Consider the following 17,646-nt stretch of genomic DNA (forward strand, 5'->3'; position numbering starts at 1 on the left):
TGTGTGGTACAGGAAGCACCAGTAATTGATTACGACAGGTTAGATAAAGAGATTGAGGAAATGCGAGCGAGAAATGAGGCGCACAGACAAGAACGTATCGCAAATGGATTGCCACCTGAGCGTCCGGATCGTTTCGTAGATAGAGAGGTATCAAAAGTATTAGCGGATAAAGTCGAGCATCTTTTCGACTATTTTAAGAAATATAGCGTTCTACTAGTAAAAACGCGAGCATTACAACCAACGGAATATAATACAATTCACCAGAAATATGGCGACTATCTTCTATTATTAAATGAGGCGATTGACCAGGCGCATAATGTAACAGGTTGCAGTCTGCGTGATTTATTAAGTACGATGAAACGTATTGATGCAGACGAAATCAGTTACGAGAAAGCTAGTCGTGAGATTTACTACACATTCAAGCTACTAGACTTACGTAGCATTGGGATAAATCAATTTACCGAAGAACCTTTACCGGAAATAGATGAAGAACGTTTAGAGAAGTTACGGAGTGACGAATCGTTCTTACAATCGGAAGTAGATCGTTATTTAAAACACTACGAGGAAATTAAACATTTAATATAAGGAGGAAATATTTTGGATCTTAGAGATTTACGACAGGAAATAACAGAAGAACAAGCACAAGCCGCCGTTAAATTGGTCGAGAATTCGTTTTCAGGAAGAGAACGAAAGACGCTCGAAGAGATTGCGGAAGAACTCGGCATCAGCCGTACTACATTATGGACTTGGAGCAATGATGTTAACTTTATTCGATATAAAGAATCACTCGCCGATCAATTGTTACGAGATAGCATCGATTTGGCTAACGGGCAATTATTAGCGCTGATTCGAGGAGACTTTACGGCTAATAAAACTCCTTCAATTAAAGCGTTAGAGTTATTCTATAAATTGAGTGGAAAGTTAGTCGAGAAGAAAGAAATTATTACTAACGTCGATAAGCCGAAAGTATCGCAAAGCGAGGTTGAACAGACCCTAGCGGAATTAGGAAAAGGGATTTAATTATGACGGCGGATTCTCCTACGTGGAGGGTTCGCCATTTTTTTTGTATATACAATCGGACGATGTCGTAGTTTATTATTGAGAACGCTAAATAAGTGTGTTATTATACGAAGATGTGTAAATAAACGTCTAATAATGTAAAAGCTATTGTATTTCCATTTCGTACATATTATTATTAGAGTAATAAAATACTGTTCGGAAAAAAGAACATGAGGAAATACGATAGGATTGGGCGAAGAGACGTTTGTTACCGTTACAGATTACTACCAATACTTCGGAAAACGTCCACCGCGTAATTCATAGTATAAAACTCCTCCAGCGCGCATATACTGGCTATTATGTAATGCGTAAAGGAGGACGTGATATGGATAGTTTCCAATTATCTATGATTCAAAAAGCTATTCATCGTACGTATGATGAGATCGGGAAAGAAGTGGATAGCCAAGGTGCGATTGTAGAGGAAATACAAAAAGCACAAGAAGAATATTTGTCAGCTCTTTCACACGAAACAGCGATTGATAAACGGTATTTAAAGTCATTAATATAGAAAAAAATTTTCCTTTTTCGAAAGGAAAATTTTTTTTCGTGTATTTCTATGTATGGCAACAGGGGAAAGTGGCTGCACACATATGAGTAGCAGTTGCTATATCTTTTTATAGAAAAACTTTTTGGTTGGAGGCTAAGGATGTTTACTGAGAAGAGATTACCATTTGAAGTAGGAAAACAAGATAATTTTTATGATAAGTTGAATGAATGGATTGGAGATGTGTTTTACGATATCCTTCCGGAAAAAGGCTTTGAAGAGCGTGATGAACAAATTTTTATGGCGTTTCAATTAGAGCGTGCTTTCCAAGAAAAGAAAGTAATGTTCGCAGAAGCGGGTGTAGGAACAGGGAAAACAATTGTATATCTTCTATATGCAATTTGCTATGCGCGTTATACTGGAAAACCAGCTATTATCGCTTGTGCTGATGAAACGTTAATTGAGCAGCTTGTGAAAGAAGAAGGAGACATTGCTAAGTTATCTGAAGCATTAGGACTATCTGTTGATGTTAGACTTGCGAAATCAATGGATAATTATTTATGTTTACGTAAACTTGAAGATGTTATGAGTGGACGAGCTCCAGAAGTAATTGAAGATGTATACTACGAATTACCACAGTTTGTATTCGATCATGGTACGATGCAAAACTTTACTCACTACGGCGACAGAAAAGAATTTCCACTTTTAAATGATGAGGAATGGTCAAAAGTAAATTGGGATTACTTCCAAGATTGCTTCACTTGTGATTCTCGTCATCGTTGTGGTCAAACTCTTTCTCGTGAACATTATCGTAAAGCGGCAGATTTAATTATTTGTTCTCAAGATTTCTATATGGATCATATTTGGACGTACGATGCTCGTAAGCGTGAAGGGCAAATTCCGTTATTACCTGAAAGTAGCTGCGTTGTATTCGATGAAGGACATCTCGTAGAATATGCAGCTCAAAAAGCTTTAACATATCGTTTAAAGCAAACGATGATGGAGCAACTTTTAACAAGATTGTTGCAAAACGATATTCGTGAAGAGTTTGCACATTTAGTAGAAGAAACAATTTGGCAAACAGAGCGATTCTTTGATGTGTTACAAGAAAATAAAAAGGAAATCGCCGGTTCTGATCGTTTAGAAATTACTGTGACAGAAAAAGTAACAGCTGAAGCGAATAGACTTTATGCGAAAATTGGTGAAGTCGGTGATGCATTAGTATTTGAAAGTGAAATGCATACAGTAAACACGTATGATTTAAATATCGTTGATGAACATTTAGATGTATTAGAACATTCACTTCGTCTGTTCATGCACGAGAAAAATGTAATTACATGGGGTGAAGAAGGTGATGGAGCCTTCACGTTAGTGATTATGCCACGTGCAGTTGAAGAAGTATTACAAGAGAAAGTATTCTCGAAGAAAATCCCGTATATTTTCTCTTCTGCTACATTATCTAACAACGATTCATTCGCATTTACAGCAAATAGCCTAGGGGTAAAAGATTACTTATCATTCTCAGTTGCCTCACCGTTTGATTATGAGGAGCAAATGGCAGTAAACTTACTATCGCATACGAAAGAGAACGAATGGGAAAGAAAGTGTCAATATACACTTGAAAATATACAGAAAACAAATGGACGTACACTTGTATTATTCCGTACAACACAAGAACTTGCAGCGTTTAAAGAATATGTAAGTAAAGAACAAATGTCCGTTCCGTTCCTATATGAAGGGGATCAAGAAATTAGTCAGCTCGTTTCTCGTTTCCAAAATGAAGAAGAGACTGTACTTTGTGCTGTTCATTTATGGGAAGGTTTAGATATTCCTGGTTCATCATTATCGCATGTTATTATTTGGTCATTACCATTCCCTCCAAACGATCCTGTGTTTGAAGCGAAGCGTAAACATGTAAATAATCCATTCTGGGATGTAGATGTACCGTATATGATTTTACGTCTTCGTCAAGGGATTGGACGTTTAATTCGTACGAGCGACGATAAAGGGGCTATATCAATCTTCTTATCTGATACAGAAGATGAGAAAGTGATAGAAGCGGTGAAAAACGTACTACCAGTAGAAGGTAAAGAATTATAAGGAGAAAGCTTGGCGCTTGCCAAGCTTTTTTTCTATTATAAAAGGAATTTAGGTTTCCATGTCGAATTAAGTTTGAGGTAGAAAAGGGAGGTTTTATACGATGACAGTAGCTACATATGAAGTAGAAAAACAATTTTTAACATATGTGAAGAAGATACAAAATTACGGTGAAGCATTAAGCTTAATGTTTTGGGACTTAAGAACAGGTGCGCCTAAAAAAGGTGTAGACCAGCGTTCAGAAGTAATTGGTATGCTTTCATCAGAAGTGTTTGTTATGTCGACTTCAGATGAGATGGGAAATTATTTAACAGAGCTTGAAGCTTTAATAAGTGAAGATAAACTTTCTGAAACGACGAAGAAAATGGTTGAAGAGTGTCGTAAAGAATATGATAGAAATAAGAAAATTCCACAAGCGGAATACGAGGCGTATGTGAAATTAGAAGCGAAAGCGGAAAGTGTGTGGGAAGAAGCTCGGGAAAAATCTGATTTCGAAATGTTCCGTCCGTATTTAGAACAAATAGTTGAATTTAAAAAGAAATTCATTACATATTGGGGTTACGAAACATATAAATATAATACATTGTTAGATATGTATGAGCCAGGTATTACAGTAGAAGTGTTAGATCACGTATTTGGTCAACTTCGTGAGCGTATCGTTCCGCTCGTAAAAGAAATATCGGAGTCACAAAAGAGATTAAAGACAAGTGCTTTATCAGAACATTTTTCAAAAGAAAAACAAAAGAACTTTACATTAGAGTTATTAAAGCAATTGAATTATGACTTTAAAGCAGGTCGTCTTGATGAAACGGTACATCCATTTGAGATTACATTAAATAGAGGGGACGTTCGTATTACAACACGTTATGATGAAAAAGATTTCCGTATGGCAGTGTTTGGAACAATTCATGAATGTGGCCATGCTGTATATGAACAAAATATTGCAGAGAAATTCGAAGGTACACCGCTATGTAGTGGAACTTCTATGGGTATTCATGAGTCACAATCATTATTCTTTGAGAACTTTATCGGTCGTAATAAATCATTCTGGAAGAAAAATTATGATTTATTAAAAGAGTATAGCGATGGTCAATTCAATGATATATCAGTAGATGAGTTTTATGATGCGATTAACGAATCGAAGCCATCGTTCATTCGTATAGAAGCAGATGAGCTTACATATCCGCTTCACGTCATGGTTCGTTATGAACTTGAGAAAGAATTATTTGATGGTACATTACAAGTGAAGGATTTGCCAGTGGCTTGGAATGATAAGATGGAAGCATATTTAGGAATTCGTCCGGAAAGCGATGCACAAGGTGTATTGCAAGATGTTCACTGGGCTGGTGGTTCATTTGGATACTTCCCATCTTATGCGCTTGGTTATATGTATGCAGCGCAATTTAAGCAAAGAATGTTAAAAGACATTCCGAACTTTGATGCATTATTAGAAGAAGGAAACGTAACACCAATTCGTGAATGGTTAACAGAAAATATTCACCAATACGGTAAAACGAAAAAGCCACTTGAAATTTTAGAAGATGTGACAGGTGAAGGATTAAATGCAAACTACTTAGCAGATTATTTAGAAGCGAAGTATAAAGAGATCTATGAGTTATAAAAAAGAGCTGCTTAATTGCAGCTCTTTTTTTCAAGGGGGATAGAAGAATGGCTTATACATATACAGTAATGACGCAAGAAGAAGCAGAAGAAATTGCATATAACTGGCATTATGAAGGGAGGTATTCCTTTTACGATATAGGTGCAGATGAAGAAGATTTAGCTGAGTTTTTACATGATGAGAGTAGAGGAAATCATACATTTTCTGTGAAGGAAAATGGCACTCTCATTGGTTTTTTTACTGTTTGTAAAATAAATGATGGAACGGTTGATATAGGTCTTGGAATGAGACCTGATATAACTGGAAATGGATTTGGTTTACAGTTCGTAAACGCTGGACTAGCTTTTAGTAAAGAAAAATATGGTTGCAATTATATAACACTATCAGTAGCGACATGTAATGAGAGAACGATTAAAGTGTATAAAAGAGCAGGATTTGAAGCTGTTGGAACGTTTATACAGAAAACAAATGGTAGTTGTTTTGAGTTTTTGAAAATGAATTATATATGTAAAAATGATTAAGAAACAGAGGGGATCTTCTGTTTCTTTATTTTGATTTAGAAGTATAGGATACATATTTTTGTACTTGTTGTAATTGAGAGTTTTGAAATTTTGACAGAGGATGTGTATGATTGAACTTTAGTAGCAAATAGCAGGTTTAGCAAGGAGAGGTAGAATGATTACAATTAAAACGAAAAATGAAATAGATTTGATGCATGAATCTGGGAAATTACTTGCTTCATGTCATAGGGAAATTGCCAAAATGATGAAACCAGGTATTACGACAAAAGAAATTGATACGTTTGTTGAAGCTTATTTAGAAAAGCATGGTGCAACATCTCAGCAGAAAGGTTACAACGGGTATCCATATGCGATATGTGCATCTGTAAATGCTGAAATGTGCCATGGGTTTCCCGCCGATGTTCCTTTAACTGAGGGAGATATTGTAACAATTGACATGGTAGTAAACTTAAATGGTGGTCTTTCAGATTCTGCTTGGACGTATAGAATTGGAAATGTTTCTGATGAAGCAGAAAAGTTATTGTTAGTAGCTGAGAATGCTTTATATAAAGGGATTGGTCAGGCGGTAATCGGTAATCATGTAGGAGACATTGGCTATGCAATTGAAAGTTATGTAGCTACTGAAGGTTTTTCGGTTGCAAGAGACTTTACGGGGCACGGGATTGGTAAAGAGATTCATGAAGAACCAGCAATTTTTCATTTTGGGAAACAAGGACAAGGGCCTGAACTACAAGAAGGAATGGTAATTACAATTGAGCCTATTGTCAATGTAGGTATGCGATATTCGAAAGTAGATTTAAATGGATGGGCTGCAAGAACGATGGACGGGAAATTATCAGCGCAATATGAGCATACAATTGCGATTACAAAAGATGGGCCGATTATTTTAACGACACTTTGAAATAATATGTAAGAGTTTACAAAACTCGAACAAAAATGATGTTTTTATAAAATTTGTACGTGTTTTATTAAGAAATGCTTTTCAAAGTATAAAAAATGCGTTATAATCCTTCTATAAAATAAATAGTTAGCTACACTCATATAATCGCGGGGATATGGCCTGCAAGTTTCTACCGAAGTACCGTAAATACTTTGACTATGAGTGAGGACGAATATATTTGCTTGTTTAGCATTCTTTTTTGCGAAACTCCAAAAGCGCGTCTCTCACTTGTAACGAGTGGTGGCGGCTTTTGGAGTTTTTTATTGCATAAGAGGGGGAACAAACATGAAAGTATTACAAGAAAAGATTTTGAACGAAGGAAAGGTTTTATCTGGTGACGTATTAAAGGTAGATGCATTTTTAAATCATCAAATTGACCCAGTACTTATGCAAGAGATCGGAAAAGAATTTGCTAAACGTTTTAAAGAAGAGAACATTACAAAAATCGTGACGATTGAATCTTCAGGCATTGCACCAGCAGTTATGGCTGCATTAGAGCTTGGTGTAAAAGTAATCTTTGCAAGAAAACGTAAATCGTTAACGTTACAAGATAATATGTACGTTGCAAACGTATATTCATTTACGAAACAAGAAACGAATGAAATTTCATTATCTCGAAATCATATCGATGAAAATGATCGTGTTTTAATTATCGATGACTTTTTAGCAAATGGTCAGGCTGCTTTAGGTTTAATGAGTTTAGTAGAGCAAGCAGGAGCAAGTATTGCAGGAATTGGTATTGTTATTGAAAAAGCATTTCAAGATGGAGGAAAGAAGCTTCGTGAACAAGGAGTTCGTGTTGAGTCACTAGCAGAAATTGCATCACTTGATAACGGCACAGTTACATTTGTACAGCAAGAAACTGCGGAGGTGAAATAAACGATGAAGCAACATCCATTTAAAATCGCATCGCTTGGTATGCAGCATATGCTGGCGATGTATGCTGGCGCAATTATCGTTCCGCTTATTGTGGGCGGCGGACTTGGTTTAAATCAAAAAGAGTTAACATATTTAGTCTCGATTGATTTATTAATGTGCGGCGTTGCGACGATTTTACAAGCATTATCAAATCGCTTTTTCGGTATTGGACTTCCAGTCGTACTTGGTTGCACATTTACAGCGGTTGGGCCGATGATTGCAATCGGGAAACAATACGGTGTGTCTTCTATTTATGGAGCAATTATTGCTGCCGGGTTATTCGTTGTTATTTTTGCGAAATTATTTGGAAAGCTTGTAAAACTGTTTCCACCTGTTGTAACAGGATCTGTCGTTACCGTAATTGGAGTTACACTTGTTCCAGCAGCAATTAATGATATGGCTGGAGGAGTAGGAAGTAAGGATTTTGGTAGTCTTGAAAATTTAGCGTTAGCATTTGGTGTATTACTATTTATCATCATTATGTATCGTTTCTTTGACGGGTTTATTCGTTCAATCTCTATTTTACTTGGTCTATTGTTCGGTACAATTGTCGCAGCATTTATGGGGAAAGTAAGTTTGCAAGCGGTTGGAGAAGCGGATTGGTTCCATGGTATTCAGCCGTTTTACTTCGGTACACCAACATTTGAATTAACGCCAATTATTACGATGATTTTAGTTGCTTGCGTAGGGATTGTAGAAGCAACAGGTGTTTACTTTGCATTATCTGATATTTGCAATAAAAAGATTGGTGAAAAAGAATTAACAAAAGGTTATCGCGCAGAAGGATTAGCGATGGTGTTAGGTGGTATTTTTAACGCATTCCCATATACAACATACTCTCAAAACGTAGGACTTGTTCAATTAACTGGAGTAAGAAATCGCGTTATTATTTATACTTGTGGTGGTATGTTAATCGTTCTTGGGTTTATTCCAAAAATCGCAGCTATTACAACAATCATTCCGAAATCCGTACTTGGCGGGGCGATGTTAGCAATGTTCGGTATGGTAATGGCATATGGTATTAAAATGTTAAGTAGCGTTGATTTTGGTAAACAAGAAAACTTATTAATCGTTGCATGTTCTGTCGGAATTGGGCTTGGGGTTACAGTTGTTCCGACATTATTCTCACAACTTCCTGAAAACATTCGTATTTTAACAGATAACGGAATTGTACTTGGAAGTGCGTCAGCAGTACTTTTAAATATCGTATTTAATATGGTGCCGCAGCGTAAAGTGAAAGTAAAAGAAGAGCCAGTGTCTATGCAAAGTGCAGTAAGAGAAGCGTAAAAAAGCAAGGTCTCATTATGAGACCTTGCTTTTCTTTTTAAGTGGCATCATTTTCCCATACGTACCAAGACGCCAAATGTACTCAAGTGGCCCGTATTGATAACGTGACAGCCACCAGCGGCTAATAAAGATTTGTAACGTATAGAAACTAATGCAAAATAGAGGACCTACCCATAATGGAGCAAGATAATCATTTTTGAACAATAGTCCGAATACAAGTAATGTAACAATTGTATGTGAAATGTAGTTTGTTAACGCCATTCGACCAACATACTGGAACGGACGTAATAATGTTTGCCATCTTTCTTTTTGTAATAAACGCATTAACGTGACAATGTAGAAGATGAACAATGTCTTTCCGCTTATCATCGTAATACCCATAAGCGAAAATGGTGTGTATGGTTGATTGTTCATAAAGAAGTAAACCATAATAAACCACATCGGTAATGTTAAAATGAACATAATGATTTGCCATTTTTTAAGTTTTAGATCTAATTCTTTAGCACGGCGGAAAATGTCTTTTTTACCGGCATATAATCCTAGTAAAAACAATCCTAGTGTTTCAGGAAGCATAATAAGACTGTTACTTATTGCTTCAGAATAGAAAGAATGGAATCTGTCTGTAATTTGTAAGCCCCAGTTTTCTAACGGCATAATGGCTATGGAAAGGCCTAGTTCATCTACCGGCACTAATAACATGAGAAGAGAACCTACTAATGTGAACAATTGCATGAAACTTAATAGTACAATTGACCATATTAAAATAGTACGTGGCTTTCTCTTGTAAAATAAAAATAAGAAAAATCCGGTAATTGCATAAGTATGTAAAATGTCCCCGTCCCATAAAAGAACGTAGTGTAAGAAACCAAATAATAATAAAATAAGTAAGCGGCGAACAAACAAAGTTTTTGGACGATCGGTTTTCGCCTCAGCACGATTCATAAAAATATAAAAACCTAATCCGAATAAAAACGAAAAAATTGTATAAAATTTCGTTTGAATAAACATATCGTAAAATAGGCGAATATAGCTGTCTATCCCTTCGTAAATTCCTGTAATATCACGTGAGTCAACCCCGGCGATAATTGGCCAGTTAACAAGAAAAATACCTAGTACAGCTATTCCTCTAATAATATCTATGGAATGTATCCTCTCGCCTTGTGAAATATTTTGTGTCATTATTTTCCTCCTTGTTAAGTAATTCCCTTTTATTATACAAAATGTAAAGAGGAGGGTATATAGGTAATTTCCAATTTTTAAAACTGTTAAGATATGTATTATGAGATATAATAAGAGTGCACAACAAGTTTTAACCTTCTTCAAAACAGGCAGTAAAGCTCCTTTCTATAAGGGGCTTTCTTTATGAAAAGTATTGATAATGATTCTCTTTAATGATAAAATGTATTTAAAAGTGATAATCATTATCAAAAAAGGTTGGTGCATGAGTATGGTATATGCATTAGTAGCAGGTACAGTCACTGTATATGCAGTTATTGCAAAGTATGTTTTAAATGGAGTAGGAACAGCAAAATGAGTGATATGACATAAAATCCCTTTCATTTGTAAAAAGAATGAAAGGGATTTTTTATTTTTAATGAGAATATGCTGAAAATTTAGTATGATAGTAAAGTGAAACTGTAATCGATGAGGGGATGTATCTCCTGATGATTATGAGCTCGCAAATAGCGGGAAAAAGTATATACATCTTGGATAAAGGGGAACAAGGGGATGACAAACATAGTACAGACAAACGGTATGAAAAAACTTGTTTGTTTTTATGAAGAGTGGCAAAAACACGGCGATGCAGAGAATAGTGTAAAGTTGTTTGAGGTGATTCAAAAATATAAACAAGAACAGCTTATGATAGCGTTCTGCGGTCACTTCTCTGCAGGGAAATCAACGATGATGAATCATCTATATAAAGCGCAGTTGTTACCAACAAGTCCAATTCCGACAAGCGCTAACGTTGTCAAAATTGAAAAAGGAATGGATCGTGTTGTTGTAACAGTTAAATCTGGAGAACAGTACGAATATGATGGTGCATATTCAGCTGAAGAATTAAAACAAATTTGTAAAGACGGTGATGAGGTAATTGGTGTTCATATTTATCGGAATGATGCGCCAATTCCTGAGGGTGTTATGTTAGTTGATACACCAGGGATTGATTCAACAGATGATGCCCATCAATTAGCGACAGAATCAACGCTGCATCTAGCAGACGTGATTTTTTATATGATGGATTATAATCACGTCCAATCGGAAGTGAATTTGCAATTTGTTAAAGAATTGAAACAACGTAATAAAACGGTTTATCTCGTTGTAAATCAAATAGATAAACATAAAGAAAATGAATTATCGTTTGAGGATTATAAAGATAGTGTAAAACAATCGTTCTCTAACTGGGATATTGAAGTAGATGGAGTGTATTATACTTCATTACGAATGATGAACCATACACATAATGAAATTGGGAGCTTAGAAACATTAATTACTTCTATTATGAAAGAAAAAGTGCAGTATGTAAGAGATGGAATGGAGCGAGAAACAGAATATTTAATGGGGGAACATTTTTCATTTATTCTTTCAGAAAATGAAAAAGCTCTTTTGAAATATGAGGAAGAGCTAGCATCGTCGCTTTCTATTTCAGAGATAGTTGAAAAGAAAGAAGAGCTAACGGAAACTAAACAACGCGAGGCTAGTAAAGAATCTCATGTGAGAAACGAATTTATAAAAGGCTTACAAGCTATATTAGATAACGCGTATTTAATGCCATTTGAAATGAGAGAATTGGCAAATGCGTATTTAGAAACGAAATTAACTAAATTTAAGGTCGGTTTGTTGTTTGCAAAAGGAAAGACGGAGCAAGAAAAACAGAGACGTTTAGATGCTTTTTATTCTGCTTTGCAAAAGACTGTTGAAACGCAACTTGATTTTCATGTGAAAGAATTTATTGTTGCCTTCTTAAAAGAAGAAGGATTGTTCACAGAGGAAATTGGGAAAGGCATATATGCTTTAGAAATTGCTTTTGGACCAGAAATGTTAGCTGAAGTCATTAAACAAGGTGCAGGTTTCACAGGTGATTACTTACTTCTTTATACAGCGGATGTAGCGAATGAACTGAAGAAACGTTATTTTACAAAAGCGCAGCAAATTTTTGATAAAAGTGCAGTCGTTTTAAAGCAAAAGGTGAAGGAAGCAGTTGCACGCATTGAAGAAGAGATTGAAAAATATATGATGTTGCAAACGGCAAAAGAAACGCAATTGCAATACAGTAACAATTTAGAGACATATGAAAGTTATTTGCAAAATGTTTGGCACGAGCGTGTTGCTACACCAGAAGGCTTGCAAATAGAGGAGATATTGCAAAGTAAAATACAAATTGTTAGTGAGAAATTCACACTACAAGAGCAGGAAAGCGTAAACGATAACGTAATGGCTTGTGAGGAAGAGATGAAAGGAAAAGCAGCTTTAAATATTCAGCGTATATTAGAGAAAGTGAAGAAAGCTGAAACGATATTAGAGCCATTGCCAGCCCTGAAACATGTACAGCAAGAGGTAATAGAAAAAAGGCGTCGTGTGGAAACGAAACAATTTACAGTAGCGTTATTCGGAGCTTTTAGTGCTGGGAAATCATCATTTGCCAATGCATTGCTTGGTGGGAATGTACTTCCTGTATCACCAAATCCGACGACGGCAACGATTAATCAAATTTTGCCGGTTACAGAGGAAAAACCACACGGAACAGTAATGGTTCAATTCAAATCAAAGCAAGCTCTATTAGAAGATATGAAAGCTGTTTATAAGTTGTTTCATTATGAGATTACTACGTTAGATGAAGCGTTAGCACAAATTGATAAAGTTATGAAATATCCTTCACCAACTGGGAAGCAAAAAACAACATTTAGCTTTTTAAGAGCGGTACAAAAAGGGTATGATACGGTTTCTGCTCATTTAGGGGAGCAAGTACAAGTTACATTAGAAGAGTTTTCTGATTATGTAGCGAATGAAGAAAAATCATGTTTTGTTGAGTACATGGAGCTTTATTATGATTGTGCTTTAACAAGGCAAGGAGTAGCGCTTGTAGACACACCTGGAGCGGATTCTATTAACGCCCGCCATACGGACGTTGCGTTCCAGTATATTAAAAACGCAGATGCTATTTTATTTGTAACGTATTATAATCATGTGTTCTCTCGTGCTGACCGTGAATTCTTAATCCAGCTTGGTCGTGTAAAGGATACTTTTGCACTTGATAAAATGTTCTTCTTAATTAATGCGGCCGATTTAGCAGAGTCTGAAGAAGAACTTGAAATGGTAAAAGGTTATATCGCAGACCAGCTACTGCAATACGGTATTAGAAATCCGCGTTTATTTGCAATTTCAAGTTTATGTGCACTTGAAGAGAAGCAAGGAAAGAATATTGAAAAAGAGAAGTACGGTATTTTACAAAACTCTGGGATTGCTAAGTTCGAGGAATCATTTACATCCTTTATGATGAGAGATTTAATGCTCGTATCTGTTCATGCTTTATATGGTACATTGCAAGGAGCAGATCAGCTTTTAGTAAATATGATAAACGGTGCAAAGCAGGGGAATGAAGAGAAAGAGAAGCAAACGAAAAAATATGAAGCAGAGCGTGATCAGCTACTTCATATTATTTCATCATATAGTGTGCTTGCTGAAGAGCAGGCGATGCAAAATGAAGTGAAAGAATTGCTTTATTACGTGCAACAGCGTCTATTCCTACGCTATAACGATGTGTTTACTGAATTTATTAATCCAGCATCGCTGCGAACGGATGGGAATGTGAAAGTGCAGTTGCAACAGTGCGTTATGGAATTAGTGGCATTTATTCAGCATGATTTACTACAAGAAATGCGTGCGACATCATTACGCCTTGAGAAATGGATAGATGAAGCGATGAAGCGTGCAAAGAATGAAATTGTGGTGAACTGTAAAGTAGAAAATGAATCAATTTCTATGAGTGGAACAGTGGATTATGAATATAAAGATATTGCACATAAAGAACCGTTCCCTTCAGTTGAAATAAAAGATTTCAAAAAAGCACTGGCGCATTTTAAAAATGAAAAAAGCTTTTTTGAAAAAAATGATAAAGCTTTCATGCAAGAAGAGGCTAAAGTTGTATTAGAGCCTTTCGTATCAAACTATGTAGCTGATGAAAAAGATTTATTTGTTCATCATTATAAGCAAGAGTGGGATTTGAAATGGAACTTATTCCAAAAAGTGATGCAGCAAGATGTGATGAATTATTATGAAAGTGTATTATTTGCATTGGCTGAAACAATTGATGTATCACTATATGAACAAAGTAAAGAACAATTGCAAAAGCAGTTAGTAGAGATTGAAAAAGAAATTTATGTGATATAGTCGTTATGAGAAAAAGATTCGTTCAATTTTCTTTTGCAATACTGTATCTAAAGATTTGACAAACCCAGCAAATTCATCGGTAGAAATCATATGAGTAAGAACGAGGCGTCTGCCGTCTGGTGTTTCACCGCATAAGACGAATGAAGAAAATTCATATGTTTTGTTTTCTACTACTAATTTTGGGTAGGAATACGTGTCGCTTTTCTTCTTCTTTCCATCAATAGAGATGACGTTGCACTTTTTCTCATTGTTGTCCATGGTGAATCCCTCCTTTCTATTATTTATGGTAGACAAGGAGGGTTTAGAACAATAGAGAAAGGGGAGTTTTTTATGTGTGTAGTAATAGAGTATATTTCGAAAGAAGCTATACCGAAACCTTTATTATTGCTTGCTGATCCAAGTGAGGGGCAAATTGATACATATGTACAAAGAGGGAAAACATATGTAGCTAAGCAAGAGGGGAGAGTTATCGGTGTATATGTTCTTTTGGAAACAAGGCCGAAGACGATGGAAATTATGAATATTGCGGTTGTAGAGCATTTGCAAGGAAAAGGGATTGGAAAGAAGCTATTAAGTCATGCCATAGAAACCGCTAAAGGATATGGTATGTCAAAACTTGAAGTTGGTACAGGCAATTCTAGTGTTTCACAACTTGCTTTATATCAAAAATGTGGATTTCGTATTTTTTCTATTGATTTTGATTACTTTTCGAAGCATTATGAAGAAGAGATTATTGAAAATGGGATTGTATGCCGTGATATGATTCGGCTTGCAATGGAATTGAATGAGAACGTATAACTTATTTAGGGGGAAGAGAAGATGGAAGTACATAAAGCAATTACAGCACATTCTCGTAAACAAAATGAAAGTGTAAAAGCATGTTTACAATTAGATGCGCAGCGTGAAGCAGCTATTGAAGCAGCCGTATCTCTTGCGTCAAATGGGAAAGAATTTTCGGTTGATGTCATTAATGTTGTAACAAAGCAAATTAATGATCTTGCAAAAAATGGTGTTACACTAGAGCGTAAATATGTTACAGAAGAAATGGTTATGGAGTATGTAAGTCGTTTGCAAGAGAAAGAAGGTCGTTAAAGATGATAGTTACAGTCGAATGGTTACGTGAGCATATAGAAGATGAGAATGTCCGTATAATCGATTGTCGTTTTGATTTAGCGAATCCTAATTGGGGTAGAGAAAAGTATGAGGAAGAACATATTCTTCATGCATTATATTTTGATTTGAATTTAGATTTATCAAGTCCTGTAACAGAACATGGTGGTCGCCATCCATTGCCGAATATTGAGGAGTTTGCAGACAAGCTTTCACAAGCTGGTATTGATGAACATACGACAGTAATTGCATATGACAGTCAAGCGGGTGCAAATGCTTCTCGTCTCTGGTGGTTATTAAACTATGTAGGACATGAGAAAGTATATATATTAGATGGTGGATTTCCAGCTTGGAAAGAGAATGGACTACCGATAACAATGGAAATTCCTGTTGCTATACGAAAAACATTCAAAGCAAATGTACAAGATCATATGCTTGTAACGATGGAAACGGTGAGAGAGAATATTCATGCAGGTGCAGATGTTACGTTAATTGATTCTAGAGAGCCAAAACGTTATGCTGGTGTAGAGGAACTAGTTGATCCAAAAGCAGGACATATTCCGACAGCAGTAAACTATTTTTGGAAGGATGGAATTGTACAATCAGGGCAATTTAAGAATGAAGCTGGGCAACAAGAACGATTCCGAAATCTTTCGAAAGATAAGGAAACAATTGTATATTGTGGTTCTGGTGTTACAGCCTGTCCAAATATCCTTGCATTGAAATTAGCTGGATTCCAAAATGTTAAATTGTATGCAGGTAGCTGGAGTGATTGGATTTCTTATCCAGAAAATCAAATTGCAAAAGAAGAAGATTAATCACTTGCATGCAAAAATAATTTGTATTAAAATAAGGTCACAAGCAAGAAATTGCTCGAAAAACTTTGTATTTTACACATTGGAAACAATGTGATAATATAACGACAAGTAAATAATACATCCTGCGGTGTACGTAACTTATTTATGTCTAAAACCGATGTTAGTTATACGGAAGCTCAATATTTAGCGACCATCATCAAGCCTTCCTTGTGGAGGAAGATGTACGGTAACTGTGAGGGCATCCACCTGCGAGTAGCGGGTTTTTGGACATTTACGAGGAGCGGCACGTGCGGGGGTCTTATTTCAACTAACATTATATAAAATTCCTACGGTGTACGTAGCTTATGCATGTCTTAAACCAATAAGTTTAATATGGAAGTTCAATATTTAAATGTAGCTAACATGCCATCTTTTTAAGAAGGAAGTTACAAACATTTGTGAGAGCATCCACCTGTGAGAGCAGGTTTATGGACATCTAGAGAGAACGGCATATGTGGGGCTATATAAAAACCTTACGTTTTATACGTAAGGTTTTTTTGTTGCATACATATATCTATTTTATCTGGATTCACCTGTGAAGTTTCCATAATAAATATAGCACTTTCTATCTTCATCAATCTCTCTTGAATCTAAAGCGAACTCCATATGCATGCCGTCGCGCTGAATATATATAAGGTCTGAATGAAGAGATGGCAAAATTTCTTCATAGTTCCATACATCTTTCCGATCTATTATGCTTGAACTCGTTTCACTTAGTTCTCTAACCTCAAAACCGATGTGAGAGTATGTAGGATCTGAAGAGTCATTTGCAAACTCTTCTTTTTGAATATATATAACTGCTGTTCCGTCTGGATCTACTGAAGTAGCAGTAACAACATATGTCTTGTTATCCTTTATAAAATATTCACACGTCATGCGTGCGATGATTTCAGAGTTAGAAATATTTGCGTAGTTCCATAAAGCAGGATACCTTTTCGTTTCATCATTAAGTCGATATTCTAAGCGCATTTTATCCCTCTTCTTCCTTTTTCTTCTACTTTATCATGCTATCTTATATAATAGGAATAGAATTTAAAAAGGGGAGTGCGAAGGTGACAAAAACGAAATGGCTAGTAGGTGGTGTCGTAACGTCTTTAATGACTGGCACTTTATTTGGCTGCGCACAAGATCTTCCCCCAAAACCGAATGATAATAGTTGTTCAGATTGGGATTGGGATGATGAACTTGGGGTATGGCAGTGTGATGATAGTAGGTCAGGTTATCGTGGGCATTATTTTTATGGTGGGAGTTACTATCAAAATAAATCCACTTTTAAAAATTCATCGGCGTTTAAATCTTATCAATCGTCTGCGGAATTTAAAGGTGGAATTGGAAGCGGTTCAAAGGGAGGATTTGGGGGCTAA

At 35.9% G+C, this 17,646-nt stretch carries 17 protein-coding genes, 2 other RNA genes and 1 riboswitch; of the genes, 16 read left to right on the forward strand and 3 right to left on the reverse strand.

The genetic code is table 11. The annotated features are described in order from the left end of the window. Window positions 1-3 precede the first annotated feature (3 nt). From ACSG5Z_RS00305 to pbuX, 9 genes are all read left to right on the forward strand, one after another. Window positions 4-585, forward strand: a complete 582-nt coding sequence (locus ACSG5Z_RS00305; protein ID WP_435710376.1) for a hypothetical protein — start codon at window positions 4-6, stop codon at window positions 583-585. 12 nt (window positions 586-597) lie between these two features. Then, entirely contained in the window at window positions 598-1,020 is a 423-nt protein-coding gene (locus ACSG5Z_RS00310; protein WP_435710377.1) for a phBC6A51 family helix-turn-helix protein, read from the forward strand. A gap of 364 nt (window positions 1,021-1,384) precedes the next feature. Further along, complete coding sequence (locus ACSG5Z_RS00315; RefSeq protein WP_000376888.1) at window positions 1,385-1,567, forward strand: DUF3921 family protein; 183 nt, start codon at window positions 1,385-1,387, stop codon at window positions 1,565-1,567. Window positions 1,568-1,705: 138 nt separating this feature from the next. Continuing rightward, complete coding sequence (locus ACSG5Z_RS00320; protein WP_060489642.1) at window positions 1,706-3,643, forward strand: ATP-dependent DNA helicase; 1,938 nt, start codon at window positions 1,706-1,708, stop codon at window positions 3,641-3,643. 100 nt (window positions 3,644-3,743) lie between these two features. Beyond that, window positions 3,744-5,261 carry a carboxypeptidase gene (gene ypwA, locus ACSG5Z_RS00325; protein ID WP_088062731.1) on the forward strand — a complete coding sequence of 506 codons (1,518 nt, stop codon included), beginning with the start codon at window positions 3,744-3,746 and terminating at the stop codon, window positions 5,259-5,261. Between the two features lie 47 nt (window positions 5,262-5,308). After that, window positions 5,309-5,782, forward strand: a complete 474-nt coding sequence (locus ACSG5Z_RS00330) for a GNAT family N-acetyltransferase (RefSeq protein ID WP_435710378.1) — start codon at window positions 5,309-5,311, stop codon at window positions 5,780-5,782. 154 nt (window positions 5,783-5,936) lie between these two features. Next, window positions 5,937-6,683 carry a type I methionyl aminopeptidase gene (locus ACSG5Z_RS00335; protein WP_088062732.1) on the forward strand — a complete coding sequence of 249 codons (747 nt, stop codon included), beginning with the start codon at window positions 5,937-5,939 and terminating at the stop codon, window positions 6,681-6,683. Between the two features lie 116 nt (window positions 6,684-6,799). Then, a riboswitch (purine riboswitch) is annotated at window positions 6,800-6,901 on the forward strand. A 106-nt stretch (window positions 6,902-7,007) separates the two neighbouring features. Further along, window positions 7,008-7,601 carry a xanthine phosphoribosyltransferase gene (locus ACSG5Z_RS00340; protein ID WP_000866483.1) on the forward strand — a complete coding sequence of 198 codons (594 nt, stop codon included), beginning with the start codon at window positions 7,008-7,010 and terminating at the stop codon, window positions 7,599-7,601. Between the two features lie 3 nt (window positions 7,602-7,604). Further along, entirely contained in the window at window positions 7,605-8,927 is a 1,323-nt protein-coding gene (pbuX, locus tag ACSG5Z_RS00345) for a xanthine permease PbuX (RefSeq protein ID WP_000809222.1), read from the forward strand. 15 nt (window positions 8,928-8,942) lie between these two features. Here pbuX and ACSG5Z_RS00350 read toward each other — a convergent pair whose 3' ends face one another. Further along, window positions 8,943-10,106, reverse strand: a complete 1,164-nt coding sequence (locus ACSG5Z_RS00350) for a DUF418 domain-containing protein (protein ID WP_088608768.1) — start codon at window positions 10,104-10,106, stop codon at window positions 8,943-8,945. Between the two features lie 549 nt (window positions 10,107-10,655). Here ACSG5Z_RS00350 and ACSG5Z_RS00355 point away from each other — a divergent pair. Next, window positions 10,656-14,315 carry a dynamin family protein gene (locus ACSG5Z_RS00355; RefSeq protein ID WP_435710379.1) on the forward strand — a complete coding sequence of 1,220 codons (3,660 nt, stop codon included), beginning with the start codon at window positions 10,656-10,658 and terminating at the stop codon, window positions 14,313-14,315. A 3-nt stretch (window positions 14,316-14,318) separates the two neighbouring features. Here the strand turns inward: ACSG5Z_RS00355 and ACSG5Z_RS00360 are convergent, their stop codons facing one another. Then, window positions 14,319-14,573: a DUF3931 domain-containing protein gene (locus tag ACSG5Z_RS00360; protein WP_000369740.1), complete on the reverse strand. Its 255-nt coding sequence runs from the start codon at window positions 14,571-14,573 to the stop codon at window positions 14,319-14,321. 72 nt (window positions 14,574-14,645) lie between these two features. Here ACSG5Z_RS00360 and ACSG5Z_RS00365 point away from each other — a divergent pair, with 72 nt between their 5' ends. From ACSG5Z_RS00365 to ssrS (ACSG5Z_RS00385), 5 genes are all read left to right on the forward strand, one after another. Next, a complete protein-coding gene (locus ACSG5Z_RS00365; protein ID WP_060489657.1) occupies window positions 14,646-15,113 on the forward strand; it encodes a GNAT family N-acetyltransferase in 468 nt (155 codons plus the stop codon). Window positions 15,114-15,134: 21 nt separating this feature from the next. Further along, complete coding sequence (locus ACSG5Z_RS00370) at window positions 15,135-15,407, forward strand: YpbS family protein (RefSeq protein WP_000451816.1); 273 nt, start codon at window positions 15,135-15,137, stop codon at window positions 15,405-15,407. Between the two features lie 2 nt (window positions 15,408-15,409). After that, window positions 15,410-16,243: a sulfurtransferase gene (locus ACSG5Z_RS00375; RefSeq protein ID WP_000637539.1), complete on the forward strand. Its 834-nt coding sequence runs from the start codon at window positions 15,410-15,412 to the stop codon at window positions 16,241-16,243. A 116-nt stretch (window positions 16,244-16,359) separates the two neighbouring features. Then, window positions 16,360-16,542: non-coding RNA, 6S RNA (gene ssrS, locus ACSG5Z_RS00380), on the forward strand. 21 nt (window positions 16,543-16,563) lie between these two features. Continuing rightward, window positions 16,564-16,747, forward strand: a non-coding RNA gene (gene ssrS / locus ACSG5Z_RS00385) — 6S RNA. A gap of 54 nt (window positions 16,748-16,801) precedes the next feature. Here ssrS (ACSG5Z_RS00385) and ACSG5Z_RS00390 read toward each other — a convergent pair. Further along, complete coding sequence (locus ACSG5Z_RS00390; RefSeq protein WP_087985572.1) at window positions 16,802-17,251, reverse strand: hypothetical protein; 450 nt, start codon at window positions 17,249-17,251, stop codon at window positions 16,802-16,804. 83 nt (window positions 17,252-17,334) lie between these two features. Here ACSG5Z_RS00390 and ACSG5Z_RS00395 point away from each other — a divergent pair, with 83 nt between their 5' ends. Further along, window positions 17,335-17,646, forward strand: coding sequence for a hypothetical protein (locus tag ACSG5Z_RS00395; protein WP_000169026.1), 312 nt, complete (start codon window positions 17,335-17,337; stop codon window positions 17,644-17,646).

Source organism: Bacillus pretiosus, from assembly GCF_051294775.1.
GTDB lineage: Bacteria > Bacillota > Bacilli > Bacillales > Bacillaceae_G > Bacillus_A > Bacillus_A wiedmannii.

Coding starts and splice junctions, on each gene's coding strand:
- pbuX (WP_000809222.1), top strand. CDS start 7,605: ATGAAGCAACATCCATTTAAAATCGCATCGCTTGGTATGCAGCATATG.
- ACSG5Z_RS00330 (WP_435710378.1), top strand. CDS start 5,309: ATGGCTTATACATATACAGTAATGACGCAAGAAGAAGCAGAAGAAATT.
- ACSG5Z_RS00350 (WP_088608768.1), bottom strand. CDS start 10,106: ATGACACAAAATATTTCACAAGGCGAGAGGATACATTCCATAGATATT.
- ACSG5Z_RS00375 (WP_000637539.1), top strand. CDS start 15,410: ATGATAGTTACAGTCGAATGGTTACGTGAGCATATAGAAGATGAGAAT.
- ACSG5Z_RS00390 (WP_087985572.1), bottom strand. CDS start 17,251: ATGCGCTTAGAATATCGACTTAATGATGAAACGAAAAGGTATCCTGCT.
- ACSG5Z_RS00335 (WP_088062732.1), top strand. CDS start 5,937: ATGATTACAATTAAAACGAAAAATGAAATAGATTTGATGCATGAATCT.
- ACSG5Z_RS00360 (WP_000369740.1), bottom strand. CDS start 14,573: ATGGACAACAATGAGAAAAAGTGCAACGTCATCTCTATTGATGGAAAG.
- ACSG5Z_RS00370 (WP_000451816.1), top strand. CDS start 15,135: ATGGAAGTACATAAAGCAATTACAGCACATTCTCGTAAACAAAATGAA.
- ACSG5Z_RS00355 (WP_435710379.1), top strand. CDS start 10,656: ATGACAAACATAGTACAGACAAACGGTATGAAAAAACTTGTTTGTTTT.
- ACSG5Z_RS00340 (WP_000866483.1), top strand. CDS start 7,008: ATGAAAGTATTACAAGAAAAGATTTTGAACGAAGGAAAGGTTTTATCT.
- ypwA (WP_088062731.1), top strand. CDS start 3,744: ATGACAGTAGCTACATATGAAGTAGAAAAACAATTTTTAACATATGTG.
- ACSG5Z_RS00320 (WP_060489642.1), top strand. CDS start 1,706: ATGTTTACTGAGAAGAGATTACCATTTGAAGTAGGAAAACAAGATAAT.
- ACSG5Z_RS00315 (WP_000376888.1), top strand. CDS start 1,385: ATGGATAGTTTCCAATTATCTATGATTCAAAAAGCTATTCATCGTACG.
- ACSG5Z_RS00365 (WP_060489657.1), top strand. CDS start 14,646: ATGTGTGTAGTAATAGAGTATATTTCGAAAGAAGCTATACCGAAACCT.